The sequence below is a fragment of the Leifsonia sp. Ger2509 genome, from assembly GCF_055231915.1.
In genome coordinates this window covers 3548049-3572311 of the sequence record NZ_JBUYVB010000003.1, presented here as the reverse complement: position 1 = coordinate 3572311, position 24263 = coordinate 3548049, and the positions used below count along the sequence as shown (strand labels likewise).

Genomic DNA, 24263 nt, shown 5'->3' with positions numbered 1-24263 from the left:
CTGACTATCCTACGGGCGCGCGGGAGGGGCTTCGGCGGGTGTTACGCGGGCCGCCAGGGCGGCCTGGTAGAGGTCGCGCTTGCCGAGGCCCGTCACCTCGGCGACCTCGGCGGCGGCGTCCTTCAGCCGGCCGCCGGCGGCGACCAGCGAGAGCACCTGGGCGACGGCCGAACCCAGGTCGGCGACGGTCTCCGCCGCGCCCTCGACAACGATGCAGATCTCGCCGCGGACGCCATCCGCCGCCCACGTCGCGAGCTCGGACGCCGAGCCGCGACGGACCTCCTCGAACAGCTTCGTCAGCTCACGGCACACCACGACGCGACGGTCGTCGCCCAGCACCGCCGCGAGGTCGGCGAGCGAAGCAGCGAGCCGGTTCGGGGACTCGAAGAAGACCATGGTGCGGCGCTCGCCGGCGAGAGCACGGAAGGTCGCCGTCCGCTCCCCCTGCTTGCGGGGGAGGAAGCCCTCGAAGGTGAACCGGTCGGTGGGCAGGCCGGACACGGCGAGCGCCGTGATGACCGCCGACGGACCGGGCAGCGCCGTGACGCCGACGCCGGCCGCGGCCGCCGCCTCGACCAGGTGGAAACCCGGGTCGGACACGGTCGGCATGCCCGCGTCGCTCAGGACCAGCACATCCGCCTCGCGCGCGAGCTCGACGAGCTCTGCCGAACGGTCCCGCTCGTTGTGGTCATGGAGTGCGATCAGGCGCGGCCGGTTCTCGACGCCGAGGCCCGCCAGCAGGCGCTGAGTCACCCGGGTGTCCTCGGCCGCGACGACGCCGACGGTGCCGAGCGTCTCGACGAGCCGCGCCGACGCATCCTTCAGATTCCCTATGGGTGTCGCGGCCAGGATGATCATCCGCCCAGTCTGACAGGCCCACGTCACTAACATTGCAGCGTGACCAGGACTCCCACGATCGGCTTCGACGCCGCAATCGCCGAACCGACAGGCAGCCGCCTCGACGACTGGTGGGCGCGCACCCTGAGGACGCCGCTGCGCATGAGGCTCTGGTACTGGGGCGGTCCTCTGGCGGTGACGCTGCTGGCGTCCGTGCTGCGCCTCTGGGACCTGGCCAACCCGCACAGTCTCGTGTTCGACGAGACGTTCTACGTGAAGGACGCGTGGACCCTCATGCACCTCGGCTACGAGGGCAGCTGGCCGGACAAGGCCGACCAGAGCTTCAACGACGGCATCACGAACATCTTCGGTACCCAGCCCTCGTTCGTGGCGCATCCGCCGCTCGGAAAATGGATCATCGCGCTCGGGCTCGCGGCCTACGGTGCCGGCAACAGCTTCGGCTGGCGGGTGAGCACGGCGGTCGTCGGCATCCTCGCCGTCGTGGTGCTCATGCTGATCACCCGCAAACTTTTCCGGTCGACCCTCCTCGCCGTGACCGCCGGATTCCTGATGGCCATCGACGGCCACGCCATCGTGATGAGCCGGGTGGCGATCCTCGACAACTCGGTGATGTTCTTCGCCCTGCTCGCCTTCTGGTGCATCCTGCTCGACCGCGACTGGCACGCGACGAGGCTCGCGGCCAAGGTCGCCGACGCGCGGAAGAACGGCCGCGACCCGTCCTGGGGGCCGGCGCTCTGGTGGCGGCCGTGGCTGATCGCTGCGGGCATCCTCTGCGGGCTGTGCGCCGGCGTCAAATGGACCGGGCTGTACTTTCTCGCATTCTTCGCGATCTACACGGTGATCGTGGATGCGGTGGCGCGGCGCCGCGTCGGCGTGCCGTTCTGGATCACGGGCAGCATCCTCAAGCAGGCGCCTGCGACGTTCGTGGTGATGGTCCCGATCGCACTGGTGAGCTACGTCGCCGCCTGGTCCGGCTGGATCTTCACGAAGGGCGGCTACGACAGGTCCTGGGCGACCACCGTCGGAACGCCGTGGAGCGGCGCGTTCGCGTGGGTCCCGCACTGGGTCCAGAACCTCTGGCACTACCAGACCGAGATGTACGGCTACAGCATCAACCTGCACGTGCCGCACCCGTACCAGGCGAACCCGCTGACCTGGCTCTTCATGATCCGGCCGACGAGCATGTACTACGAGGGCACCGTGCTCGGACAGAACGGCTGCACCGCGTCCGCGTGCTCCTCGGCGATCACCTCGGTCGGCAATCCCCTGATCTGGTGGGCGGCCGCCGCCGCGATGTTCTACCTGCTCTACCGGCTCATCCGCTACCGGGAATGGCGGGTCGGGCTCATCCTCACCGGTGTCGCGGCCGGCTACCTGCCGTGGCTGCTCTACATCAACCGCACCGTCTTCCAGTTCTATACGATCGCGTTCGAGCCGTATCTGATCCTCGCTCTGACGTTCGTCATCGCGCTCATCCTCGGCAGACGGTCGGATGCGGCATGGCGGCGCAAACGCGGCATCCTCACCGTCGTCGTCTACCTCGTCATCACGTCGGCCGTCAGCGTGTTCTTCTACTCGATCTGGACGGCGCAGCAGGTCCCGTTCTGGTTCTGGCAGCTGCACATCTGGCTGCCGAGCTGGCGGTGACGGGCAGCAGCCTTCCGCCTGTCGGTCCGTGGTGGTAGACCGGGGCCATGGCCCCAGCTGACACGAACGAACCACTCGACCTCACACCGCTGCCCGGAAGCGAGCGCACGGCGGCTCCCGGGCTGACCGCCTCCGCGGCCCTCGACCCGCAGACGCCGATCGAGGCGACGCTCTTCCTGCGCCGCCGCGCGGAAGTCCCCGAGGATGTGCTCACGAACCCGGTCCCGGCCGAAGAGTTCGTGGCGAAGTACGGCGCCGATCCGGCCGATGTTGCGCTCGTCACGTCGACGCTCGAGGCGCTCGGCGTCACCGTGGTCGACAGCAGCCTGGCCGACCGGCGCGTGCGCGTGTCGGGTACGGCTGCCGTCCTCGGGCGGGTCTTCGGCACGGATCTCGGGCAGGCCACGAGCCTCGACGCGAACGACAACCCGGTCCAGCACCGTCATCGCACCGGCGGTCTCAGCGTGCCGTCTGCGCTCAACGGGGTCGTCACCGCCGTGCTCGGCCTCGACGACCGGCCGCAGGCACGGACGCAGTACCGGGTCGCCCTTCCGGCCGCCGTGGCCACGAGCTACACGCCCCCGGAGCTCGGCGCCATCTACTCGTTCCCGCCGAACACCGACGGCTCCGGCACCACGATCGCGATCATCGAACTCGGCGGCGGTTTCGCGCAGAGCGACCTCGACACCTACTTCAGCGGCCTGGGGATCACACCTCCGACCGTGACCGCGGTCGGAGTCGACGGAGCGACGAACGTTCCGGGCCAGGACCCGAACGGTGCGGATGGCGAAGTGCTCCTGGACATCGAGGTCGCCGGTGCGCTCGCCCCCGGCGCACACATCGTCGTGTATTTCGCACCGAACACCGACGCCGGCTTCATCGACGCCGTCACGACCGCGGCGCACGCCACTCCGACGCCCGCCGCGATCAGCATCAGCTGGGGCCAGAGCGAGGACCAGTGGACCGCACAGGCTCGCACAGCCTTCGACCAGGCGCTCGTCGACGCGGCAGCACTCGGGGTCACCACCACCGCCGCCTCGGGCGACGACGGGAGCTCGGACCGCGTCACCGACGGCCGCGCGCACGTCGACTTCCCTGCATCCAGCCCGCACGCGCTCGCCTGCGGCGGAACGCGGCTGGCGGCCGATCCGTCCACGGCGACCGTGCAGTCGGAGGTGGTGTGGAACAACGGTCCGGGCCGTGGCGCGACCGGTGGCGGCGTGAGCGACACGTTCCCCCGACCGACGTGGCAGGCGAACGTCGGGGTGCCGTCGTCCCCGCAGGCGTCGGGGCGCGGCGTGCCGGATGTGTCGGCCGTCGCGGACCCGCAGACCGGTTACCGCATCCTCGTCGACGGCAAGGAGATCGTGATCGGCGGGACCAGCGCCGTCGCACCCCTGTGGGCTGCGCTCGTGGCCCGGCTGGTGCAGTCGACGGGCACGCCGCTCGGCCTCGCGCAGCCGAAACTCTACGACACGATCGCCGCAGGCCAGGTCGCCCCCGGCTTCCGCGACATCACGTCCGGCAACAACGGCGCGTTCGCCGCCGGCCCCGGCTGGGATGCGTGCACGGGCCTCGGCGTCCCGAACGGGACCGCGCTCCTCGCGAGCCTTTGACCGTCGTCGAGCACAGGAGAACCGGGCCCACGCGCAAGCGATCGGCCCGGTTTTCCTGTGCTCGACGGGCGTGGCGACCGTGAGCGCGGAGCGCGGCCAGAATAGAGGCGATGAACGCCGCTCCACGCCCCACCATCGTCGCGCTGCCCGGGCTGGCCGCCGCGGCGCTCGCAGCAGCAGCCGCGTGGGGCGTCCACTGGCTCGTTCCGGCGATTCCACTGCTGACCGCGGCCGTCGCGCTCGGGATCATCGTCGGCCAGCTCCCGTTCGCTCGCCCGGCGCTCACGGGGTCGCTCGCGCCCGGTCTCGCCGTTGCATCGCGACGACTGATGCGGCTGGGTGTCGTGCTCCTCGGCCTCAAGCTGAGTCTCGTCGACATCGTCCACCTCGGCTGGGTGACGATCCTCACCACAGTGGCCATCGTGCTGCTCACGTTCGTCGGCACGATCGGTCTCGGGCGTCTCTTCCGGCTTCCCGGCCACCAGCCGTTGCTGATCGCCACCGGATTCTCGATCTGCGGTGCGTCCGCGATCGGGGCGATGAGCGGTGTGGTGCGAGCGAAGGATGAGGACACGGCGACACCGGTCGCGCTCGTCACGCTCTGCGGCACCCTGGCGATCTTCGTCCTTCCGGTCTTCTGGCATCCGTTCGGCCTCTCCAGCCTGCAGTTCGGGCACTGGGTGGGCGCTGGAGTCCACGACGTCGGACAGGTCGTCGCGACCGCGCAGATCGCCGGCCCCGCTGCCCTCGCGGTCGCCCTCGTCGTCAAGCTCACCCGGGTGCTCATGCTCGCGCCGATGGTCGCGATCACCTCGGCCGTCGAGCGCCGCCGTCACGTCGACCCCGACCCGACGGCGAAGCGGCCGCCGATCGTCCCGCTCTTCGTCGCGGGCTTCATCGCCGCCATGCTGGTGCGAACCTTCATCCCGCTGCCGCCTGTCGTGCTGAGCAGTGCCGACACGCTGCAGACGATCCTGCTGGCCATGGCACTCTTCGGCCTCGGCTCGGCCGTGCGCCTGCGCACCCTGCTCGGAACCGGATGGCGGGCCCTGATCGTGGGCCTGCTCTCGTGGGTACTGATCGCGGCCCTCGCCCTGGGCGCGGTCGAACTCTCCTGAGGAAGCCCTGGCCGGCGTACCCGGTTGCAGACTGTTACACCGCGGAACGGGAGCACGATCGCGCTCGGGTAGCGTGAGCCCATGGCAGATCGCGAATACGGCTTCCGCACGCGTGCGATTCACGCGGGCAACATCCCCGACCCCGTGACGGGAGCGCGTGCGCTTCCGATCTACCAGACCAGCGCTTTCGTCTTCGACGACACGGCGGATGCTGCGGCCCGGTTCGCCCTTCAGAAGTACGGGAACATCTACTCCCGTCTCGCCAACCCCACGGTCGCCGCGTTCGAAGAGCGCATCGCGAGCCTGGAAGGCGGACTCGGAGCCGTCGCGACAGCGAGTGGCCTGAGCGCGCAGTACATCACGTTCGCGTCGCTGGCCGGAGCCGGTGACCACATCGTCGCCTCGGCGAACCTGTACGGCGGATCGATCACCCAGCTCGACGTGACACTGCGCCGCTTCGGCGTGGAGACCACCTTCATCCAGAGCTCGGACCCCGCCGACTACGCGGCTGCGATCACCGACCGGACGAAGCTGGTCTTCGCCGAGACCGTGGCCAATCCGTCGGGCGAGATCGCCGACATCGAGGGCCTCGCGGCTGTGGCGCACGCTGCGGGCATCCCTCTCGTCATCGATTCCACGATCGCCACCCCGTATCTGAACCGGCCGTTCGAGTGGGGCGCGGACATCGTGATCCACTCGGCCACGAAGTTCCTCGGCGGCCACGGCACGACCCTCGGCGGCGTCGTCGTCGAGAGCGGCCGCTTCGACTGGCACACCGAGAAGTTCCCGCTCTTCGGTCAGCCCGTTCCGTCGTACGGCGGGCTCCAGTGGTCGGGCAACTTCGGCGAGTACGCGTTCCTCACCCGCCTGCGCGCGGAGCAGCTGCGAGACATCGGCCCGACGCTCGCACCGCACTCGGCGTTCCTCCTCGCGCAGGGCGTGGAGACGCTCCCCTACCGCATCCAGGCCCACATCGACAACGCCCGCGCGGTCGCGGAATGGCTCGACGCCGACCCCCGCATCGAATCGGTGCTCTGGGCAGGTCTGCCCGCGCATCCGCACCACGATCGCGCACTCAAGTACCTGCCCAAGGGGCCGGGCAGCGTGTTCAGCTTCGAGGTCAAGGGCGGTCGCGCGGCCGGCCAGACGTTCATCGAATCGGTGAACCTCGCCAGCCACCTCGCGAACATCGGCGACGCCAAGACGCTCGTCATCCACCCCGCATCCACGACCCACGCGCAGCTCAGCGAACAGCAGCTCGTCGACGCCGGGGTGCTGCCGGGCGTCGTAAGGATTAGCGTTGGTATCGAGGACGTCGATGACATCATCTACGACCTCGACCAGGCACTCGACCTGGCTGTGAAGGAGAACTGATGACCCTCACCGACAACGCTCCGGCAGCGTCCGCTGACCTCGCGGAGGTCCAGCTGGCCAACGGCCTGAGCTGCGAACTGCCCGCCGACTCGCCGCTCGCCAAGCTCCTCAGGTCGCAGCGCACCTGGGTCGGCCCCGATGCGAAGGAACGACTGAAGATCCTGCGCGCCGCCAAATCCGTCGCGATCGTCGGTGCGTCGCCCAACCCGGCCCGTTCCAGCTACTTCGTGGGCACATACCTGCAGCAGTCGAGCGACTACCGCGTCTACTTCGTGAACCCCAACGCCGATGAGATCCTCGGCCAGAAGGCGTACCCAGACCTCGCTTCGCTGCCCGAGGTTCCGGACATCGTCGACGTCTTCCGCAAGGGCAGCGATATCCCGAGCGTGATCGACGAGGTCGTCGCGATCGGCGCGCCGACGATCTGGGTCCAGCTCGGCATCTGGAACCAGGATGCGGCGGAGTACGGCGAGTCGAAAGGCCTGACGGTCGTGATGGACCGCTGCATCAAGATCGAGCACGCGCGCTTCCACGGCGGGCTGCACCTTCTCGGGTTCGACACTGGGCAGATCACCGCGCGCAAGACCATCCGCTGAGTCCTCGCGACGCGCGAGCAGTGCGAGCACGGCTCGCATCCCGCGACAGGTGTATCGCTGGAGTTACGCGTTCCGCGCGACCACGTGGAAGACGTGCCAGTGCTTGGGGCCCTCGAACGACAGGCCGTCACGGTTGTCCTCGACGATCCGCACGATGTCGAGCCCCGCGAGCATCCGTTCGACACCGGCGCTGTCATGGAAATTCATCCCGGGGCGACCGAACCAGTCGTCGTCGGGTCCGAAGAATTCCCCGGCGAACACCGCGTCGGGCAGCAGCGCCTCCCGGATGTCCGCCCACAGGTACGGGAAATGCGACGCATCGCAGAACGGCAGCGCGAAACCGGCGTAGACGAAATCCGCCTCCGGTAGCCCGGTGAGCGACTCGAACGACCGCTGCCAGATCTCGACGGGCGGCCCATCGTCCGTGTCGCCGATCGTCGCGCGCACCCGCGCCTCGACGCCGTCGTCCGAATCGATCGCGAGCACCCGCCAGCCCCGGTCGAGCAATTCACGGGTCTCGATGCCGTCCCCGCAGCCGAGGTCGATCGCCCGCCCGGGCGGAAGTCCGTCCCGGGCTTCCAGCCCCGCGACGAAGGTCGGGCGGGCACCACGGCCCGCCTGCGCCGTGTAGAACTCCGACCAATCGCTCGCCATCTGCGCCTCCCGGAGCGTGATGCGCTTTTCCTCCGGCACCACTCCTCGCTGCAGCCTATCCCCGCCGTCGGCCCCGCTGGCCGGGCACGGTCCGATTCGTGTCCCGTCCGCTCGCTAAACTCGGCGAGTGGACTCCTCGAACCGGCCGCGACCCCGTGTCGCCGTCCTCGGCCCTGTACTGGTCGAGGATCGTTCCGGCACGCTCGCCGAGCCCACCGGCACGCTGGGCAAGAGCCTCATCGTGTCGCTCGTACTGGCGCACGGCTCGGTCAGCGTCCCCATGCTCGTCGAGGACCTCTGGGATGACGCGCCACCGCGTCAGGAACGCGCCGCACTGCAGACTCTCGTCTCGCGCGTCCGCACAGCCAGCGCGGACGGCATCCTCGAGTCCACCGCAGGCGGCTACGCCCTCGCCCTGCCCCCGGAGCACACCGACCTCGGTCTGGCGCGCGCCCTCCTCGACCGGGCGAAGGCCGCCGCACTCGAGAACGATCCAGCGCGCGCCGCGAACGATGCAACACGCGCACTGGCGTTGTGGCGCGGCGAACCCGGCTCCGAGCTCGGGGAGACCCCGCTCGCGTCTGAACTGGAGCGCGCTGCGGGCGCGCTCAAGGCCGAGCTCCTCCTCCTCCGCGCACGTGCCCGCCGGATCGAGGGCGACACCACCGCCGCCCTCGCCGACCTCGAACCGCTCCTCCACGCATCCCCGCTGGACGAGACGCTCCAGCGGGAACTCCTGCTGGCGCTCGATGCCGCGGGTCGACGCAACGACGCGCTCCGCGCATTCGACGACTTCCGCACGCGGCTGCGCGAGACGCTCGGCGCGCGACCCGGTCCCGAACTCGTGGCTCTCAACGCAGCGCTCCTGGTCGAAGAGACGCCGACCGCACCCGCCGAATCCGGCCCCGTCCGGATCGGGCTCCGCGCCGCACCCAACGCACTCATCGGCCGCGAATACGACCTGCAGGCCGTCGAAGACCTCGTCGCCACCGGGCGCCTGACGACCATCCTCGGCGTCGGCGGCCTCGGCAAGACGCGCCTCGCACAGGAGATCGGCGCCCGCGCGGTCCTGACGCCTGCGGTCGTCATGCTCGAACTCGCCAGCGTGCGCACCGGCGACGACGTCGGCCTCGCGCTCGCCTCGACGCTGGGCATCAGGGAGGCGCGCACGACGCGACCGGGGTCGGCCGATCCGGCGGCGCACATGGACCTGCGCACGCGCATCCTCGGCCAGCTCGGGGAGCGCGAGACGCTCCTCATCGTCGACAACTGCGAGCACATCATCGACGCGGCGGCGTTCTGGATCTCGGACATCCTCGAGTCGACGGCCAACGTGCGCGTCCTCGCGACGAGTCGCGCGCCTCTCGCGATCAGCGCAGAACGGGTCTACCCGCTCGACTCCCTCTCCAGCGGCATCTCCCCCACCGAACTCGTGCCCTCGATCCCGGTCCCGGCCGACGCCTCGTCATACGGGCCGGCGGTCGCCCTGTTCGTCGAGCGCGCGCGTGCGGCCCGGCCTTCTGCGGTCCTTCCGCTCGACGTCGTCGTGCGCCTCTGCGACCGGCTCGACGGACTGCCTCTGGCCATCGAGCTGGCCGCAGCGCGCATCCGGTCGATGTCCGTGGAGGAGGTCGAGCGCCGCCTCGAGAACCGGTTCACCCTGCTGACCGGCGGCGAGCGCACCGCACCCGAACGGCACCGGACACTGCTGGCGGTCATCGACTGGAGCTGGAACCTGCTGACGACCTCGCAGCGCGTGCTCCTGCGCAGGCTGTCGCGATTCCCCGACGGGTTCAGCTCGGAGGCGGCCGAGACCGTCGCCGACTCGGCGAGCCCCGATATCCTCGACGACCTCGATGCGCTCGTCGGCCAGTCCCTCGTCTCGGTCGCCGAGGATGCCGCGACGGGCATCCTGCGCTACCGGATGCTCGAGACGGTTCGCGAATTCGGCGACCTCGCCCTGACAGAGGCGGGTGAGGCCGAGCTGGTGCGCGACGGGATGTATCGGTGGGCCAGGGCGTTCTGCCGCGACGCGCTCGCGCACCTGCACGGGGCGGAGCAGGTCCACCGGTTCCAGCTCGTCACCGCCGAGCAGGACAACCTCGTCGCCGTGCTGCGTTCCGCGCTCGACGAACCGCGCCCCGACGTCGTCGCCTCCGTCTTCGCGGCCCTCGCCTACTACTGGTCGCTGCGGAGCGCCCATTCGGAGGTGCTCGCCTTCGGCGGTCCGGTCGTGGATGCGCTGCGCGGGTACATCCCCGGCCCGGACGAGCGCTCGGAGACGGCGGCGACGTACGCCGTCATCGGGGCGACCTTCCTCTATATGGATGCGCACATCGCGGGCCGCGCCCTGGCCCGCCTCAGGCAGGTCAAACGCGGCATCGTCCTCCCCGACGGACGTCTCGAGTCGCTCACCAACCTCATCATGGCTGCAACACGTCCGGCCGAGGGCGTCGCGCTCCTCACCGAGTACAAGGCGTCCTCAGACCCAGATACAGCGGCGATGGGCAACCTGATCTCGGCCCAGTTCAAGGAGAACGCGGGCGAGCTCGACGAATCGATCGCCGAGGCCTCGCGCGGCTACGAGCTCGCAGTGCAGCTCGAGGACACGTGGACCCAGGCGACAGCGGCCCAGGCGCTCACCCACCTCCACAGCCAGCTGGCGAACCACGTCGAGGCGATGGAGTGGGGCACGCGGGCGATGGCCGGCTTCGCAGCGTTGCGGGCCGACAGCGACCTGCGCCAGCTGGAATGGATGATCGCGACGAGCTCGGTCGCGACGGGCGACATCGAGCGCGCACGCCGCATCTTCGCCCACCTCGCGACCGAGGACGAGGAGGCGCTCGGCTTCGACTTCCTCGACCTGCGGGCGATCGGGCACAGCGGTCTCGCCGAGATCGATCTCGTCACCGGCAACGTCGAGGCCGGCCTGGCGCGCTACGCGGATGCCGTGGACGTGTTCACTTCTGCGGGACCCGCTCCCGCGCCGTGGCTCAACATCGTCGCCGCCGCCGCCATCCTCGCCCACATCCGGATGGGGTCCGGCAACCACGACCGGGTCGACAGGCTGGCTACGGGGCTCCGGGCGCGCACGCTGGCGCACCTGCGCGCGCAGCCCTCGTTTGTCGACAAACCGGTGTTGGGAGCCAGCGTCGCGGGCCTCGCTGCATGGTACGTCTGGGAGCGCGGCGACTCCGAGCCCGGACCCCGCGATGTCGCGACCGGCCTCGAACTGTTCGGCCTTGCGGCACGGCTCAACTCGCGACAGGACCTCCGGTCGCTGGAACGAGCCACCCTCGAACGCGAGCTGAGGGATGCGTGGGGTGACGAGGCGGTCGAAACCGCGTTGTCATCCGCCGCATCCCTCACTCGCGACGAGGCCGTCGCCCGCGTGGTCGAGCTGCTGGGCTAGCCTCGGCCGCTCGCCCGGGCCCGCCCGGCTCGGCTGAACCTGCCCGGTCGGTCAGGCCTTGCGCATGTAGGCGCGCACGGTGAGTGGCGCGAACACCAGCACGATCACAGCCGCGCCGAGGAGCGCCCACCAGCCGTCGGCCCCGAAGGTCCCGTTGTTCGCCAGATCGCGGACCGCGGTGACCAGGTGCGATACCGGGTTGATGTTGACGAACCACTGCAGAATGTCCGGCAGCGTGTCGACCGGGACGAACGCGTTCGAGAGGAACGTCAGCGGGAACAGGATCAGGAACGAGATGCCCTGGACCGAACTCGCCGTGCGGGCGATGACGCCGAAGAAGGCGAAGATCCAGCTGATCGCCCATGATGAGACGATCACGAGCATCCCGGCGAGGACGACGAAACCGAAGCCCGCTTTGGGGTGGTAGCCCATGAGGTAGCCGACCGAGAAGGTGATCGTCGTCGCGATCGCATAGCGGATGGTGTCGGCCAACAACGCGCCGGCAAGCGGTGCGATCCGCGCGATCGGCAGCGACTTGAAGCGGTCGAACACGCCCTTGTCCATGTCTTCGCGCAACTGCACGCCGGTGACGACCGAGGTCGTGATCACGGTCTGCACGAGGATGCCGGGGATGAGCGCCGGCAGGTAATTCTGCACGTCTCCGGCGATCGCGCCGCCGAAGAGGTAGGCGAACATCACGGTGAAGATGATCGGCTGCAGCGTGACGTCGAACAGCTGTTCGGGCGTCCGCTTGATCTTGAGCACACCGCGGTACGCCATCGTGAACGAGTTCGCGAACGACTGCCGCACGCCCACATGATTGCGGAGGTTCCGCTCCGACGGCGGGGTGATGGTGATCGCGCTCATGCGTCGACTCTCTCTGCTTCGGCGGCGTCCTCGTCGGAGCCGGTCTTCTCGTCGTCGACACCGTGGCCCGTCAGCGTCAGGAACACCTCATCGAGCGTGGGCTTCTGCACCGAGAGCTCGGTCAGGTGGATGCCCGCCTCGCGGAAGGTCACCAGCAGGTCCGCCACGGTGTCCGGGTTGCGCATCGGGGCTGTGACACGGGTGCCCTCGGGCGAGACGATCGTGTCGACGCCGAGCACGGCGGTGATCGCGCGGCGCGCATCCTCGATGTCGCCGGGGTCGGCGAGGCGCAGCTGCAGCGACGATTCGCCCACGGAGGCCTTCAACTCGTCCGAGGTTCCCTCGGCGACCACCCGGCCACGGTCGATCACTGCGATCCGGTCGGCGAGCTGGTCCGCCTCATCGAGGTACTGCGTGGTGAGCAGCACCGTCGAGCCGGTCGCGACCAGGCGACGGATGGTGTCCCACATCTGTGCGCGCGTCCGCGGGTCGAGGCCGGTGGTCGGCTCGTCGAGGAAGATGAGCGGCGGCTGCGCGATGAGGCTGGCCGCCAGGTCGAGCCGGCGGCGCATCCCGCCGGAGAACTTGCTCAGCGGGCGCTTCGCGGCGTCGGTCAGCCCGAACTCTTCGAGCAGCTCCGCGCTCTTGCGCTTCGCGTCCGAGCGGCTGAGGCCGAGGAGCCGGGAGAAGATGACGAGGTTCTCGGTGGCAGAGAGCCGCTCGTCGACGGACGCGAACTGCGCGGTCACGCCGATGAGCTGACGGACGACCTGCTGCTCGCGGCGCACGTCGTGGCCGAAGATGGTCGCCGTTCCGCCGTCGGGCTTGAGCAGGGTGGCGAGCATGCTGATGGTCGTCGTCTTGCCTGCGCCGTTCGGGCCGAGCACGCCGTAGACGGTTCCGGCGCGGACGCTGAGGTCGACGCCGTCGACTGCTCGGTTGTCGCCGAAGACCTTGACGAGCCCGTGGGCTTCGACGGCCCAGTCTGAGCTGGTGGTCATGAAGAACCTTTCTGTGGATTCGTGGTGCGATGTCCATGGTGGGGCAGCCCGCTTACACGCGGCTTACGCACCGCTTACAGGGCGGACTGAAGCGTGAAAGGGGGTTCCGGATGCCCGGGCAGGTCAGTCGGACAAGGCCTCGACGAGCGCCTGCCTGTCGATCCCGGCCAGGACGAGCGCTCGCGGAACCGTGCCGAGCGGCAGGTCGAGGAGGGCGACGGCGAGGTCCTTCTCGGCCATGCGCCGCTGGCGATCCGCGCCCGCCCGCCGATGGGATGCCGCGACCAGCGTCTGCCGGGCGGATGCGCCCCAGCGGGGGCGGGTGACGCGCACGGTCGAGACGAGCCGTTCATCCACAACCGGTGCGACGCCCGCCGCCGCGAGGCTGGCGGCGCGCTCGGCACGCAGGATCCGGATGACGCCGGCGTGGTCGAGGCCGGCCGCGGCGAGCGTGGCGGCCGGCTCCCTCTCGCTGTCGTCGGCGAGCGCGAGGAGCAGGTGCTCCGCCTCGACAGCGCTGTCACCGCGTCGCTGCGCTTCGCTCACAGCGCGGGCGATGATGGGCCGGAGGGTCCGCGGGAAGGAGGTCTCATCCATTTCGTCTCCTGAGGTCGATGCCTGCGTCGGCGATGCGGCGCAGGTGCTTCTTGTGGACCGCCTGCCGCGACACCCCGAGCGCTTCGGCGACCTGGGTCCACGACCAGCCTTCGCGCAGGGCGCGTTCGACTTCGGCGTCTTCGAGCCGGTCGGCGAGTTCGCGGAGTGCGACGACCGAGGCCAGTCCGTCCGCGACTCCCCCGACGGGTTCCGGTGTGATGGGAGGCATACAAGCAACTTAGGTTGCTAATCGGAATTTGTCAACCTCAGTTGCTTATTCGGGTCACGCCGCATTCGTGCGCGCACCTGCTCATCCGCGCACGAATCGTGCGCGAACGGGAACGTAGACTGGAAATGTGACAGCGTACGTCTCGGCCTTCGACCTCTTCTCGATCGGCATCGGCCCGTCGAGTTCCCACACCGTCGGCCCGATGCGCGCGGCCCGTGCCTTCGCCGCCGGACTGGCCGACGTCGGGATCCTCGACCAGGTGAGCCACGTCACCTGCACGCTCTACGGCTCCCTCGGCGCGACGGGAATCGGCCACGGAACGCCAGACGCGATCGTCGCGGGCCTCGCCGATGTCGCGCCGGAGACCTGCGACCCGGCGGAGGTCCGCGGCTCCTGGGCAGCGCTCGGAGCAGACTCGACGATCCTGCTCGCCGGCACCCACCGCATCCCCATCTCCAAGGACGACATCTCGTTCGAGCCGCGGACCCGCCTGCCCGGTCACCCCAACGCACTCACCCTGAGCGCGTGGGGCCAGGGGCCGGATGGGACGACGGACGTGCTCCCCCTCGTCGAGGAGACCTACTACTCCATCGGCGGCGGCTTCATCCGGCGCGATGGCGAAGAGGCCGAACTGGCCGCGCGCGCCGCGCATCCACTGCCGTACCACACGTCCGCACAGCTCATCGGGATCTGCGACGACCTCGAGATCCCGATCTGCGAGGTCGCTCGGCTCAACGAGTTCGCGCTCCACGGCGAACAGCAGACCATCGAACGCCTCGACCTGATCTGGTCGGCCATGGCCGACTGCGTGGCGAACGGGCTCGCCGGCGGCGGCACCCTCCCGGGCGGACTCGGCGTGCGTCGACGCGCCGCAGCCCTGCGTGAACACCTCGAGGCCGCCGATCTCGTCCCGCAGCGCGACACGTCCATCGAGTGGCTCCACGCCTTCGCGCTCGCGGTGAACGAGGAGAACGCATCCGGCGGCCGCGTCGTGACCGCACCGACGAACGGTGCTGCAGGCATCGTTCCTGCGGTGGCCCATTACTACATGCGGTTCGTCCCCGGAGCATCCCAGGACGGCATCCGCAGGTACCTGCTGACCGCCACCGCGATCGGGTCGCTCTTCAAGGCGAACGCATCGATCTCCGGTGCCGAGGGCGGATGCCAGGCCGAAGTCGGCTCCGCCTGCGCAATGGCCGCCGGTGCGCTCTGCGCGGTGCTCGGAGGGACGCCGCGCCAGGTCGAGAACGCCGCGGAGATCGCGATGGAGCACCACCTCGGGCTCACCTGCGACCCGGTCGGCGGTCTGGTGCAAATCCCGTGCATCGAACGCAACGCCATCGCGTCGTCGACCGCCGTGTCGGCAGCGCGCCTCGCCCTCCACGGAGACGGCACGCACCTGGTCTCGCTCGACACGGTGATCGAGACGATGCGCCAGACCGGGCTGGATATGTCCACCAAATACAAGGAGACGAGCGAAGGCGGTCTCGCGGTCAACGTCATCGAGTGCTGACCCTGCCACCGCATTACGACGTGTTGCAGGCGTGAGAGCACCTCACGACCGCACTGGCTAACGTTGAGGCCGTGACCAGTTCATCCGCATCCTCCGCCGAAACGACCGCGCCGATCGTCGGTGCCGCCCTCGACGGGCCGACCGTGTCGACCCAGTGGCTCGCCGATCACCTCGGCTCCGACGGCCTCGTCATCCTGGATGCGACGGTGCTGCAGGTCCCCCACCCGCACGGTGGCCTGGCCTGGCTGAGCGGCCTCGACCAGTACCTCGTGGACGGCCACATCCCCGGTGCGGTGTTCGCGGACCTCCTCGAGATCTTCAGCGACCCCGAGGGCGCCTACCCCTTCAGCCGCCCGTCCGCCGACCTGTTCGCCGAAGCCGCCGCCTCCGTCGGCGTCGACAACCAGACGACCGTGATCGTCTACGACACGGCCGTCGGAACCTGGGCCTCCCGCATCTGGTGGCTGTTCCGCGCGTTCGGTTACGACCGTGTCGCCATCCTCGACGGCGGATTGACCAAGTGGAAGGCCGAAGGGCGAGCCATCGACACCGGCCACGTCGAGTCACGCACCGTCGGTGGCTTCGCCACGGCGGAACGCCCGGGTCACTGGGTGGAGAAATCCTTCGTAGAAGCGGTCGTCGACGGGGAGGAGAAGGCCACACTGGTCTGCGCCGTCCCGCCGAAGGAGTTCGCCGGCGAGGCCGGGCAGCGCGGTCGCCTCGGCCACATTCCGGGAAGCGTGAGCGCCCCCGCCGGCCGCCTCGTCTCGCGCGAGACGAACGCGCTGCTGCCTCTCGAGGCCCTGCGCACGATCTTCGCGGATGTGCTCGCCTCTCCCGACCCGATCGTCACCTATTGCGCCGGCGGCATCGCCGCATCCGCCGATGCGCTCGTTCTCGCGCTGCTGGGGCGGACGGACGTCGCGCTCTATGACGGCTCGCTCAACGAGTGGGCCGACGACGAGGACGCCCCGCTGGCGCAGGTCGCCGCCTGACCTCCCGCCCTCAGTCGATCCGCACGACCATCTTGCCCGTGTTCTCGCCGCGCATCAGGCCGAAGAACGCCTCGAGCGCATTCTCGATGCCGTCGACGACGGTCTCGTCGTAGACGATCTCTCCCGACGCGACCTTCGGTGCGATCTCAGCGGCGAAATCGGCCGCGTGGTGCTGGTAGTTGCCGATCGTGAATCCGCGCAGGGTCAGCCCCTTGGTGGTGATCATCGACAGGTTGCGTGGACCAGGCTCGGCGGTCTCGGCGTTGTAGCCGGAGATGGCGCCGCAGAGAGCGGCCCGGCCGCCATCCTTGAACGCGAAGATCGCGGCTTCGAGGTGCTCGCCCCCGACGTTGTCGAAATAGACGTCGATACCGTCCGGAGCGGCCGCCTGCAACTGCCGTGAGATGTGGCCGTTGCGGTAGTTGAAGGCTGCGTCGAAGCCGTAGCGCTCGGTGAGCATGGCGACCTTCTCATCCGATCCGGCACTGCCGATCACCCGGGCAGCACCCCGCAGCCGGGCGATCTGCCCGACCGCCGAGCCGACCGCCCCCGCCGCACCGGACACGAACACCGTGTCGCCCGGTCGCATCTCGGCGATAACGAGCAGCCCGACCCATGCGGTGAGACTCGTCATGCCGATGGCGCTGAGATACGCCGACGAGGGCACCCCGGGTACCTCTGCGACGGTGCGGAAGTGGGCTGCCGGACCCTGGGCGACGTCGCGCCAACCCTGGAAGTGCTGCACGAGGTCGCCGACAGCGTGGTGCGCCGAACGGGAGGCGATGACGCGGCCGACAGCCCCGCCCACCATGGTCTCGCCGAGCGGGTACGGAGGCGAATACGACTTGACGTCGTTCATCCGGCCGCGCATGTACGGGTCGACCGAGACGAACTCGTTGCGCACCCGGATCTCGTCGTCGGCGAGGCCGGGGAGCTCGACCGTGACGAACCGGAAGTCGTCGTCGACGGGCCAGCTGACGGGTCGTCGCACCAGCTGCCACTGGTGGCTCAGTGCGGTCTGGTCGGCCTGCGCCGCGGGGTCGTCGGTATGCGTCATGGGGGGCTCCTCGTATCCGGTGGTGGATCGTCCGTCACAATCCTCCACCCTGGCCGATCACTCTGCGTAGCAAACGTCTGACATTTTGGATTTCTTTCTGAAATGTGAAGTTTGTATCCGGAGTTTCGGATGCCATACGGTGGATCGGGTCCTGTTCAGGAAACCCATCACAAACAGAGGAAATTCATGACAACTTCTGCACGTAATCGAATCGGCGCACTCGCCGGTGTCGCCGTCGTAACCGCAGGGCTGTTCGCAGCCGCGCCCGCGAGCGCGGTGACCATCCCGACCATCACGGTCAGCAACCCGACCTTCACCGCAGGCGACTGGGGCACTGGGCTCGCAATCACCGGCGAGGGCTTCGAGTCCGACTCGTCAGTCACGATCACTGTCTCCGAGACCGACGGCACCGCCGTGTCCGCGGAGTACGCCAGCGAGGACGTCGCCACCGACGGAAACGGCACGTTCTCGCTCGACGTGACACCCGAGATCGCTCCGGCCCTCCCAGCCGCCGGCTCAGACGTCGTGGTTGCGGCAACAACCGCGCAGGGCTTCACTGTGAGCAGTGTCGAGCTGACGATCCTCGCACCTGCAGGTATCACGTCGAACACCGACACCATCAGCACGGTCGACCTCGCCAACCCCGACGTCGGCGTCACCATCACCGCCGCGGGCTTCACGCCCCATGAGACCGTCACCGGAACCGCTGTCTACAACGGGGTCCCCATCAGCGCCGCGTCGATCGGTGGCACCGCCGCGCGCGATGGCTCGCTCACGAGGAAGCTCTGGCTGATGGGGATCGCCAAGGCCGGCACCATCGTCTTCACCTTCACGGGCGAGGACAGCAAGCACGTCGAGACGATCACCATCACGGTGACCGGTCCGGATGCCGGCAACGGCGAAAGCGCGGGCAACGACGGGAGCGCCGGAAACAGCACGCAGGCGCCCAGCCTCGGCGGCGGGTCGACCGCGCCGGCCAAGGCCGCGTCGAAGCTGCCCGTCGTCAGCGGCTGACCAACTGCACGATCCGCTCCGCGTGGGTGGGTCCGGTATCGCGCCGGGCCCACCCTCGCGGCGTCTCGACCTCCCGTCCCCGAACCCAGGAACCACGATGAACCGCACCAGCCTCTCCGCAGCCGCCGTCCTCCTCATCGTGGGCGCCCTGACCGCGTGCTCGGGTACCACGACCGGCACGCCCACCACGGCCGTCTCGACTCCGGCACGGACCGCCGGCCCTGCGCTTCCGGCCGCTCTCTCGACCTCGCAGATCGCGGCACTCCCCGCTGCGACCTATGACGCCGTCATTCCCGACCTCATACCTGCGCCGGCGGACGCGTCCTTCACGTCCGCATTCACTCTGGCCTTCGACACCCCCGTCTACGGCGCGGACCGGCGCACTCCCGTCGCGCGCATCCCCGCCGCGAACTTCCTGGAGCGCGACACCGTGGTCGTACCGGTGAAGACCGAGGGTTCGTGGTCGCTCGTTCTCACCCCGAGCCGGCAGGTCCTCCCTCCGCAGCCCCTTCGGGCACCGTCGCTCCTGCCCAGACGGCCGCGTGGCTCCCGACGTCTTCGTTGCGTCCGCTGAACGGCATCCCGAAGCGCATCGTCGTGTCCGCGTCGAAGCAGACCCTGACGATCACGGATTCGAAAGGCACGACGCTCCAGACCTTCGCGGTCGGCGTCGGCACAGCCGAGACTCCGACGCCGACGGGCGTCACCGGCTATCTGCAGGCGCGCTATCTCGACCCCGCGCAGGGCCAGTCGGAGCACCCGATCCAGCTCACTTCCCTGCACGCGACAGGGGCGGATGAGCCGTACGGCGGGTCGGACGGCGGCCTCATCGGCATCCACTACCAGAGCGTGTCGACCGGCGCTGTCTCCCACGGGTGCATCCGCCTGCCGAAGGACGGGATCGCGGCCGTCAACAAGCTCGCGCTGGGCACGCCGGTCACCATCGTCCAGTAGCGCCTGGCGTCGCTGGCGCGAACCTGACTCTTCGCTGGGTCATTCGCATCCATGCGTACGAATACTTGCAGTGAATGCATAAACTCACATCATGAGTCTCACCGACATTCCTCTCACGACCATCGACGGCGAGCCGACCTCGCTCGCCGCGTTCGACGGAAAGGTCATCCTCGTCGTCAACGTGGCTTCGCGCTGTGGGCTCTCTCCGCAGTATGAGAAGCTCGAGAAATTGCAGGAAACCTACGGTGACCGGGGATTCACCGTCATCGGTTTTCCGAGCAACCAGTTCCTTCAGGAGTTGAGCTCGACAGACGCGATCAAGGAGTACTGCTCCACGACGTGGGGCGTCACCTTCCCGATGATGGACAAGGTGCGCGTGAACGGGCGTTCGCAGCACCCGCTCTACACCGAGCTGACCAAGACGCCGGATGCGAGCGGTACGGCCGGCAAAGTGAAGTGGAACTTCGAGAAGTTCGTCATCACGCCCGCAGGCGACGTGCACCGTTTCCGGCCGCAGGTCGAGCCCGACGCGCCGGAGATCCTCCAGCTGATCGAGGCGTCGCTTCCCGTCTCCTGACGACGGAGACGAAGCGACGGACGCCGATGCGCGCGTCAGGGCTTTCCTCACCGACACTCGCCCGGTTCGAGCGGATGCCGGCCGATCGGAATCGATCGCCTGAACGCCCGCCCGACGGCCGAACTCTGCATCGAGTGCGCGCGGGCGTCGGGCGTCTGAAGGGCCGCCCGGTCGTCGGAACCCTTCCCTCGGATTGGGGTAGCCGAAACGCCGTCTGTTCCCTCGCTTTGGGGTAACCGTGCCAGCACGTCGCCTGCCTAGACTCGCGGTATCCCGCCCTGGAACGTCCGGAGCGGTAGTGCGTACGAGGAGGTCAGACGATGAGCACACAGATGACGGCAACGGTTCCTGCTGCCGGCTGGTACGAAGATCCTCTGTCCTCGTCCGCTGTGCGGTGGTGGAACGGCCGGGGCTGGACCGAACACACCCAGAAGCCGCCCGCTGCGGTCTCCGAGGTCGCCGCAAACCGCTCCGCGTTCGTCTCGAGCACCGCGATCGATCCGGCTCCCGCGGCCCCCGTGGCATCGGGCCGGAACGAGTACATCCCGATGCGCGGTCACGCCTCCGGCATCGACCGCACAGTGAAAACGTCCGCCGATCGGGGCTGGCTGCGTCCGACGCATTGGAGCACCCCTGCCGTCTGGGCGATGAGTTTCACTCCCTGGATCTCCGCTGCGGTCGCTATCGTGGTCGCTGTTCTCGCCGCGGTCGGCGCCCGCTGGTATGTGCTGCTCGCAGCCGTCGCCCTCGTTCCGCTGTTCGCGATCGCTTTTGCGGTCCGGGACCGTCGCCGGCTCCTCGAACTGGGATACGACAAGCGCGCGTCGTGGGCGTGGGTGCTGCTCAGCCCGCTCGCCTACCTGATCGCCCGCGGTGTGCGTGTGCACCGTGCGTCGGGCCGCGGATGGGCGCCGTTGTGGGTCCTGCTGGCGAACACCGTGGTCGTCGGCGGCGCTGTCGTGGGCGTGCCCGCGCTCGTCCAGGCGGCCGTGCTGCCGCAGCAGATCCATTCGCTCGAGACGATGATCGCCGACGAGTACGCCAGTCATGGGGTCGCTGCGACGGTGACCTGCCCGACGTCGGGCGTCAGCCTCCAGCCGGGATCGTCGTTCCAGTGCACCGCCGCGGACGCGGTCGGCCGGACGCAGTCGATCGCTGTCAGCGTCTCCGCGGTGGGCAGGGTCTCCTACGCGCCCGCCACGGCCACACCGGGCTTCTGACCCCCTCGGCGTGGGCCGACCGCTGCTACCGCACGCTGTGCGCCGCGCGATAGACCGCCTCAGTACGTGACGCCGCTCCGACTTTTCTGAGGATGCTGGAGACGTGCACGCTCGCCGTCTTGGCGCTGATATAGAGCTGTTCACCGATCTGGCGGTTGCTGAGGCCCTGCTCGATGAGCGCCAGGACCTGCTGCTCGCGCTCGGTCAGTCGTGCCGGATCGACATCGGCCCGTGACCGTCTGGCCATGTCGTCGAGGTCGAGGCCGGCGTGCGCTGCGAAGTCGTCGACCCATCGGGTGATGAGCCCGAGCCCGAGGCGCTCGCCGTCGCTACGGGCGGCCCGAGCCGCAGTCTCCGCCTCCGCTCTGTCTCCTCGCCCAGCGAGAGCCTGAGCGAGGCGGAACCGTGTGTACGGGCGAAGGTGCGCCGGTGCCGTCTGGACCTCGACCGCTCGGCTCGCCGCCTCCCAGGCCGCCACAGCTGAACCATCGTGCGCGGCGCCACCGAGTTCGGCCTCGAAGACCGCGCGCCATTCCGGTGCGGTGGGCCAGTCGTCGAGCTCCGCCATGACCGCTCGTAGCCGGGCCTCTTCACCCGATGCATCGATCGTCGGGTCGACTTTCGCCAACGCCACGAGGATGCGTGCCGCGATCACGAGGAGCGGAAGGTCGTAGGCGGGCATCCTTCGTCGTTCGGGGGCTGTGATCGCCCCTGCATCGCTCCAGGCCCGCTGCAGGTCGCCACGGGCGAAGGCGGTCTCCGCGGCGACGCGCGCGAAGCCGAGGCGGGACTGCATTTCGAGCTCGGCCTGGACGAGCATCCCGGCGCGCCAGCCGCGCAGGAGCTCGTCGGCTCGTGCCGGATCACCGCGCCAGAGCGTCAGCCAGAGCTTCATGCGCTGGAGGTGCACGCGGAAGGCGGGCGGGGGCTCGAGCGCGAGGGCCGGATCGAGGAGGGACTCGGCCGTGTCGAGGCGGCCGGCCGCCAGCAGGGGCTCCACCGTGTTCGACGACAGCATCACACCCGACGTGCGTTCGACGCCGCGTTCCCTCGCCTGCTCGGCTCCGGTCTGGGCGACCACGATCGCGTCCTCGTACCGGCCGAGAAGATTCAGCACGTCGGATGCATTCACGAAATAGCGCAGCAGGGACCCGCCATCGTCTCCGGCCAGCGATTTCGCGTTCTCGAGATCGGCGAGCCCGAGTTCGATCGCACCGTTGCCGATCCTGGCGACGCCACGGATCGTCGCTGCGATCGACATGCGATCGGTCGCCCCGCCGGCACTCGCCTTCTCGTAAGCGAGCGTCGCGGTCTCGATCGCTTCGTCGTACCGCGCTTCGAGCATCAAGCGGCTCGCGAACTCGCCCAGCAGCTGGGCACGGAGTTCATCGTCCGAACCGTCGGGAAGCAACGCGAGCGCCTCCTGCAGCAGCTGGGCGGAACCGGGACGGCTCAGGTTGGCCACGTACTGGGCCTTGTCGCGGAGCAGCCGCGCGTAGCGCGCCCCGGCAGCACGCGGACTCTCCGCGATAGCCACGTTCACCATCGCCAGGGCACGATCGCTCTCTCCCGCGTTGCGCAGGGCCGAGGCGGTCTGCGCGAGCAGCTCGACCCGGCTTCTGCCGGCCAGCTGTTCCGCGTCAGCGACCCTGTCCCACAGTTCGATCGCGCGCTCGCCCATCGCCGCGGCGGCGCCGTACGCGTAGGAGACGCGTGCCTCCTCCATCGCCTCGAGGGCCGTGATGAACGCGCGACCCACGTCGTGCGCCGCCATCCAGTGGTAGGAGATCTCGCTCGCCGAGCGCGGACCACCCCGCCCAGCCTCGAGCGCTTCGGCGTACCGCGTGTGGAATCGGGCACGCTCCCCCGGCAGGAGGTCGGCGTGGATCGCTTCGCGCACCAGCGCATGGCGGAACGAGTACTCGCTGTCGTCGGTGGTGAGCACGTTCGCCGTCACGGCCTCGCGGGCCGCGGCATCCAGTTCGTCTGGCGTGCCCGTGAAGACGGCGGCGAGGAGTTCGTGATCGACGCACCCGCCGCCCGCCGAGATGAGGCGCAGCACATGCTGCGTGGGCTCGCTGAGCCGCTCGTAGCGCGCGAGCAGGAGCTCCCGCAGGGTCTCCGGCAGATCGTCGCCGGTGCCGAGATGGTCGATGCCGATCAGTTCTTCGACGAAGAAGGGAACGCCCTCGCTGAGCTGGAAGACCCTGTCGACGGTGGCGGCGTCGGCCGGGCAGCCGAGGATCTGTTCGCACTGCGCAGCGACCTGACCGCGGTCGAGGCGGCCGAGCTCCCAGCGCACGACGCGCCTGGTGCGCTCGAGCTCCGGCAGGTAGGAGCGCAGTGGATGCCCGCGAAGGACCTCGTCGCTGCGGTAGCTGAGGACGATCAGGATTCTGCCGCCGGCGAGCATGCGGATGAGGAACCGCACGAGTTCGAGGGTGGCGGCGTCCGCCCAGTGGATGTCTTCGAGGAGGATGACGAGCGGGTGGTCGCGCGAGACGTTCTCGAGCAGCACGGCGACCAGCTCGTAGAGACGTTCGACGCCGGTGCGGGCAGGCAACCCCTCGATCATCTCCAGCTCGGGAAGGAGCACGGCGAGGACACTGCGACCCGGACCTGCGGCGTCGAGAAGCGCCTCGGTTCCGATCTGGTCTGCGAGCTGGCGCAGGATGGCGGTGAATGGAGCGTACGGGGCTCCGTCTGAGCCCAGATCGACGCTGCGCCCGGTGAGGACGAGCGCCGAACGCGACGCCTCGGCCCGGAACTCGTCGAGCAGGCGGGTCTTGCCGATCCCGGCCTCGCCCCCGACGATGACGGCGCGAGGGACACCCTCCGAACTCTGCGCGAGCTGGTCGCGCAGCAGCTCGAGATCGGGCTCCCGGCCGATCATCGAAGGGCTCGCCGCCGGTGACTTCATAGCTTCATCGTGCCACGAGCCACCGACGTTCGGAGGGGGTGCGA

The 24263-nt window shown here is 69.2% G+C and carries 22 protein-coding genes; 14 read left to right on the top strand and 8 right to left on the bottom strand.

Annotation, left to right across the window (positions count from 1 at the left end; all coding sequences use genetic code 11):
- Positions 1 to 9 precede the first annotated feature (9 nt).
- Positions 10 to 858, bottom strand: coding sequence for a 16S rRNA (cytidine(1402)-2'-O)-methyltransferase (gene rsmI, locus ACV7NN_RS17305; RefSeq protein WP_463350797.1), 849 nt, complete (start codon positions 856 to 858; stop codon positions 10 to 12).
- 39 nt (positions 859 to 897) lie between these two features.
- On the opposite strand from rsmI, the gene ACV7NN_RS17300 reads away from it, so the two are divergent.
- The 5 genes from ACV7NN_RS17300 (at position 898) to ACV7NN_RS17280 (ending at position 7209) form a co-directional block, all read left to right on the top strand.
- Positions 898 to 2505 (top strand): dolichyl-phosphate-mannose--protein mannosyltransferase, encoded by a 1608-nt coding sequence (locus ACV7NN_RS17300; RefSeq protein ID WP_463350796.1) that lies wholly within the window; start codon positions 898 to 900, stop codon positions 2503 to 2505.
- Between the two features lie 47 nt (positions 2506 to 2552).
- Entirely contained in the window at positions 2553 to 4121 is a 1569-nt protein-coding gene (locus tag ACV7NN_RS17295) for a S53 family peptidase (RefSeq protein WP_463350795.1), read from the top strand.
- Between the two features lie 110 nt (positions 4122 to 4231).
- Entirely contained in the window at positions 4232 to 5239 is a 1008-nt protein-coding gene (locus ACV7NN_RS17290) for a YeiH family protein (RefSeq protein WP_463350794.1), read from the top strand.
- 81 nt (positions 5240 to 5320) lie between these two features.
- On the top strand, positions 5321 to 6613 hold the full coding sequence (locus tag ACV7NN_RS17285) for an O-acetylhomoserine aminocarboxypropyltransferase/cysteine synthase family protein (RefSeq protein ID WP_463350793.1): 1293 nt from the start codon (positions 5321 to 5323) through the stop codon (positions 6611 to 6613).
- Positions 6613 to 7209 (top strand): CoA-binding protein, encoded by a 597-nt coding sequence (locus ACV7NN_RS17280; protein WP_463350792.1) that lies wholly within the window; start codon positions 6613 to 6615, stop codon positions 7207 to 7209. Before ACV7NN_RS17285 ends, ACV7NN_RS17280 begins: the two co-directional genes overlap by 1 nt.
- A gap of 63 nt (positions 7210 to 7272) precedes the next feature.
- Here ACV7NN_RS17280 and ACV7NN_RS17275 read toward each other — a convergent pair whose 3' ends face one another.
- Positions 7273 to 7902, bottom strand: coding sequence for a class I SAM-dependent methyltransferase (locus tag ACV7NN_RS17275; protein ID WP_463350791.1), 630 nt, complete (start codon positions 7900 to 7902; stop codon positions 7273 to 7275).
- 88 nt (positions 7903 to 7990) lie between these two features.
- Between ACV7NN_RS17275 and ACV7NN_RS17270 the strand changes: the two genes are divergently transcribed.
- Positions 7991 to 11275, top strand: coding sequence for an ATP-binding protein (locus ACV7NN_RS17270; RefSeq protein ID WP_463350790.1), 3285 nt, complete (start codon positions 7991 to 7993; stop codon positions 11273 to 11275).
- Between the two features lie 51 nt (positions 11276 to 11326).
- On the opposite strand, the gene ACV7NN_RS17265 is transcribed toward ACV7NN_RS17270, so the two are convergent.
- From ACV7NN_RS17265 to ACV7NN_RS17250, 4 genes are all read right to left on the bottom strand, one after another.
- Entirely contained in the window at positions 11327 to 12142 is an 816-nt protein-coding gene (locus ACV7NN_RS17265) for an ABC transporter permease (protein ID WP_463350789.1), read from the bottom strand.
- Positions 12139 to 13143, bottom strand: coding sequence for an ATP-binding cassette domain-containing protein (locus ACV7NN_RS17260; RefSeq protein WP_463350788.1), 1005 nt, complete (start codon positions 13141 to 13143; stop codon positions 12139 to 12141). Before ACV7NN_RS17260 ends, ACV7NN_RS17265 begins: the two co-directional genes overlap by 4 nt.
- A gap of 123 nt (positions 13144 to 13266) precedes the next feature.
- Complete coding sequence (locus ACV7NN_RS17255; protein ID WP_463350787.1) at positions 13267 to 13740, bottom strand: Clp protease N-terminal domain-containing protein; 474 nt, start codon at positions 13738 to 13740, stop codon at positions 13267 to 13269.
- Positions 13733 to 13969 (bottom strand): helix-turn-helix domain-containing protein, encoded by a 237-nt coding sequence (locus tag ACV7NN_RS17250; RefSeq protein WP_463350786.1) that lies wholly within the window; start codon positions 13967 to 13969, stop codon positions 13733 to 13735. The genes ACV7NN_RS17255 and ACV7NN_RS17250 overlap by 8 nt, the downstream gene beginning before the upstream one ends.
- 127 nt (positions 13970 to 14096) lie before the next feature.
- On the opposite strand from ACV7NN_RS17250, the gene ACV7NN_RS17245 reads away from it, so the two are divergent.
- Positions 14097 to 15482: an L-serine ammonia-lyase gene (locus tag ACV7NN_RS17245; protein ID WP_463350785.1), complete on the top strand. Its 1386-nt coding sequence runs from the start codon at positions 14097 to 14099 to the stop codon at positions 15480 to 15482.
- A 71-nt stretch (positions 15483 to 15553) separates the two neighbouring features.
- Complete coding sequence (locus tag ACV7NN_RS17240; protein ID WP_463350784.1) at positions 15554 to 16477, top strand: sulfurtransferase; 924 nt, start codon at positions 15554 to 15556, stop codon at positions 16475 to 16477.
- A gap of 10 nt (positions 16478 to 16487) precedes the next feature.
- On the opposite strand, the gene ACV7NN_RS17235 is transcribed toward ACV7NN_RS17240, so the two are convergent.
- Positions 16488 to 17534: an NADP-dependent oxidoreductase gene (locus ACV7NN_RS17235; RefSeq protein ID WP_463350783.1), complete on the bottom strand. Its 1047-nt coding sequence runs from the start codon at positions 17532 to 17534 to the stop codon at positions 16488 to 16490.
- 186 nt (positions 17535 to 17720) lie between these two features.
- Here ACV7NN_RS17235 and ACV7NN_RS17230 point away from each other — a divergent pair, with 186 nt between their 5' ends.
- The 6 genes from ACV7NN_RS17230 (at position 17721) to ACV7NN_RS17205 (ending at position 21299) form a co-directional block, all read left to right on the top strand.
- Positions 17721 to 18548, top strand: a complete 828-nt coding sequence (locus ACV7NN_RS17230) for a hypothetical protein (RefSeq protein WP_463350782.1) — start codon at positions 17721 to 17723, stop codon at positions 18546 to 18548.
- Between the two features lie 97 nt (positions 18549 to 18645).
- Positions 18646 to 19122: a hypothetical protein gene (locus ACV7NN_RS17225; RefSeq protein ID WP_463350781.1), complete on the top strand. Its 477-nt coding sequence runs from the start codon at positions 18646 to 18648 to the stop codon at positions 19120 to 19122.
- On the top strand, positions 19110 to 19502 hold the full coding sequence (locus ACV7NN_RS17220; protein WP_463350780.1) for a L,D-transpeptidase: 393 nt from the start codon (positions 19110 to 19112) through the stop codon (positions 19500 to 19502). The genes ACV7NN_RS17225 and ACV7NN_RS17220 overlap by 13 nt, the downstream gene beginning before the upstream one ends.
- A 91-nt stretch (positions 19503 to 19593) precedes the next feature.
- Positions 19594 to 20079 (top strand): glutathione peroxidase, encoded by a 486-nt coding sequence (locus ACV7NN_RS17215; protein WP_463350779.1) that lies wholly within the window; start codon positions 19594 to 19596, stop codon positions 20077 to 20079.
- Positions 20080 to 20163: 84 nt separating this feature from the next.
- Positions 20164 to 20238: a TraR/DksA C4-type zinc finger protein gene (locus ACV7NN_RS17210; RefSeq protein ID WP_463351315.1), complete on the top strand. Its 75-nt coding sequence runs from the start codon at positions 20164 to 20166 to the stop codon at positions 20236 to 20238.
- A gap of 161 nt (positions 20239 to 20399) precedes the next feature.
- Positions 20400 to 21299 (top strand): DUF2510 domain-containing protein, encoded by a 900-nt coding sequence (locus ACV7NN_RS17205; RefSeq protein WP_463350778.1) that lies wholly within the window; start codon positions 20400 to 20402, stop codon positions 21297 to 21299.
- Positions 21300 to 21324: 25 nt separating this feature from the next.
- Here the strand turns inward: ACV7NN_RS17205 and ACV7NN_RS17200 are convergent, their stop codons facing one another.
- Positions 21325 to 24219 (bottom strand): helix-turn-helix transcriptional regulator, encoded by a 2895-nt coding sequence (locus ACV7NN_RS17200; RefSeq protein ID WP_463350777.1) that lies wholly within the window; start codon positions 24217 to 24219, stop codon positions 21325 to 21327.
- Positions 24220 to 24263 lie beyond the last annotated feature (44 nt).

Excerpts from the sequence above, each read along its gene's own strand:
- ACV7NN_RS17290 (WP_463350794.1), top strand. The coding sequence starts at position 4,232 with ATGAACGCCGCTCCACGCCCCACCATCGTCGCGCTGCCCGGGCTGGCC.
- ACV7NN_RS17225 (WP_463350781.1), top strand. The coding sequence starts at position 18,646 with ATGAACCGCACCAGCCTCTCCGCAGCCGCCGTCCTCCTCATCGTGGGC.
- ACV7NN_RS17265 (WP_463350789.1), bottom strand. The coding sequence starts at position 12,142 with ATGAGCGCGATCACCATCACCCCGCCGTCGGAGCGGAACCTCCGCAAT.
- ACV7NN_RS17260 (WP_463350788.1), bottom strand. The coding sequence starts at position 13,143 with ATGACCACCAGCTCAGACTGGGCCGTCGAAGCCCACGGGCTCGTCAAG.
- ACV7NN_RS17205 (WP_463350778.1), top strand. The coding sequence starts at position 20,400 with ATGAGCACACAGATGACGGCAACGGTTCCTGCTGCCGGCTGGTACGAA.
- ACV7NN_RS17215 (WP_463350779.1), top strand. The coding sequence starts at position 19,594 with ATGAGTCTCACCGACATTCCTCTCACGACCATCGACGGCGAGCCGACC.
- ACV7NN_RS17280 (WP_463350792.1), top strand. The coding sequence starts at position 6,613 with ATGACCCTCACCGACAACGCTCCGGCAGCGTCCGCTGACCTCGCGGAG.
- ACV7NN_RS17230 (WP_463350782.1), top strand. The coding sequence starts at position 17,721 with ATGACAACTTCTGCACGTAATCGAATCGGCGCACTCGCCGGTGTCGCC.
- ACV7NN_RS17295 (WP_463350795.1), top strand. The coding sequence starts at position 2,553 with ATGGCCCCAGCTGACACGAACGAACCACTCGACCTCACACCGCTGCCC.
- rsmI (WP_463350797.1), bottom strand. The coding sequence starts at position 858 with ATGATCATCCTGGCCGCGACACCCATAGGGAATCTGAAGGATGCGTCG.
- ACV7NN_RS17235 (WP_463350783.1), bottom strand. The coding sequence starts at position 17,534 with ATGACGCATACCGACGACCCCGCGGCGCAGGCCGACCAGACCGCACTG.
- ACV7NN_RS17200 (WP_463350777.1), bottom strand. The coding sequence starts at position 24,219 with ATGAAGTCACCGGCGGCGAGCCCTTCGATGATCGGCCGGGAGCCCGAT.
- ACV7NN_RS17255 (WP_463350787.1), bottom strand. The coding sequence starts at position 13,740 with ATGGATGAGACCTCCTTCCCGCGGACCCTCCGGCCCATCATCGCCCGC.
- ACV7NN_RS17250 (WP_463350786.1), bottom strand. The coding sequence starts at position 13,969 with ATGCCTCCCATCACACCGGAACCCGTCGGGGGAGTCGCGGACGGACTG.
- ACV7NN_RS17285 (WP_463350793.1), top strand. The coding sequence starts at position 5,321 with ATGGCAGATCGCGAATACGGCTTCCGCACGCGTGCGATTCACGCGGGC.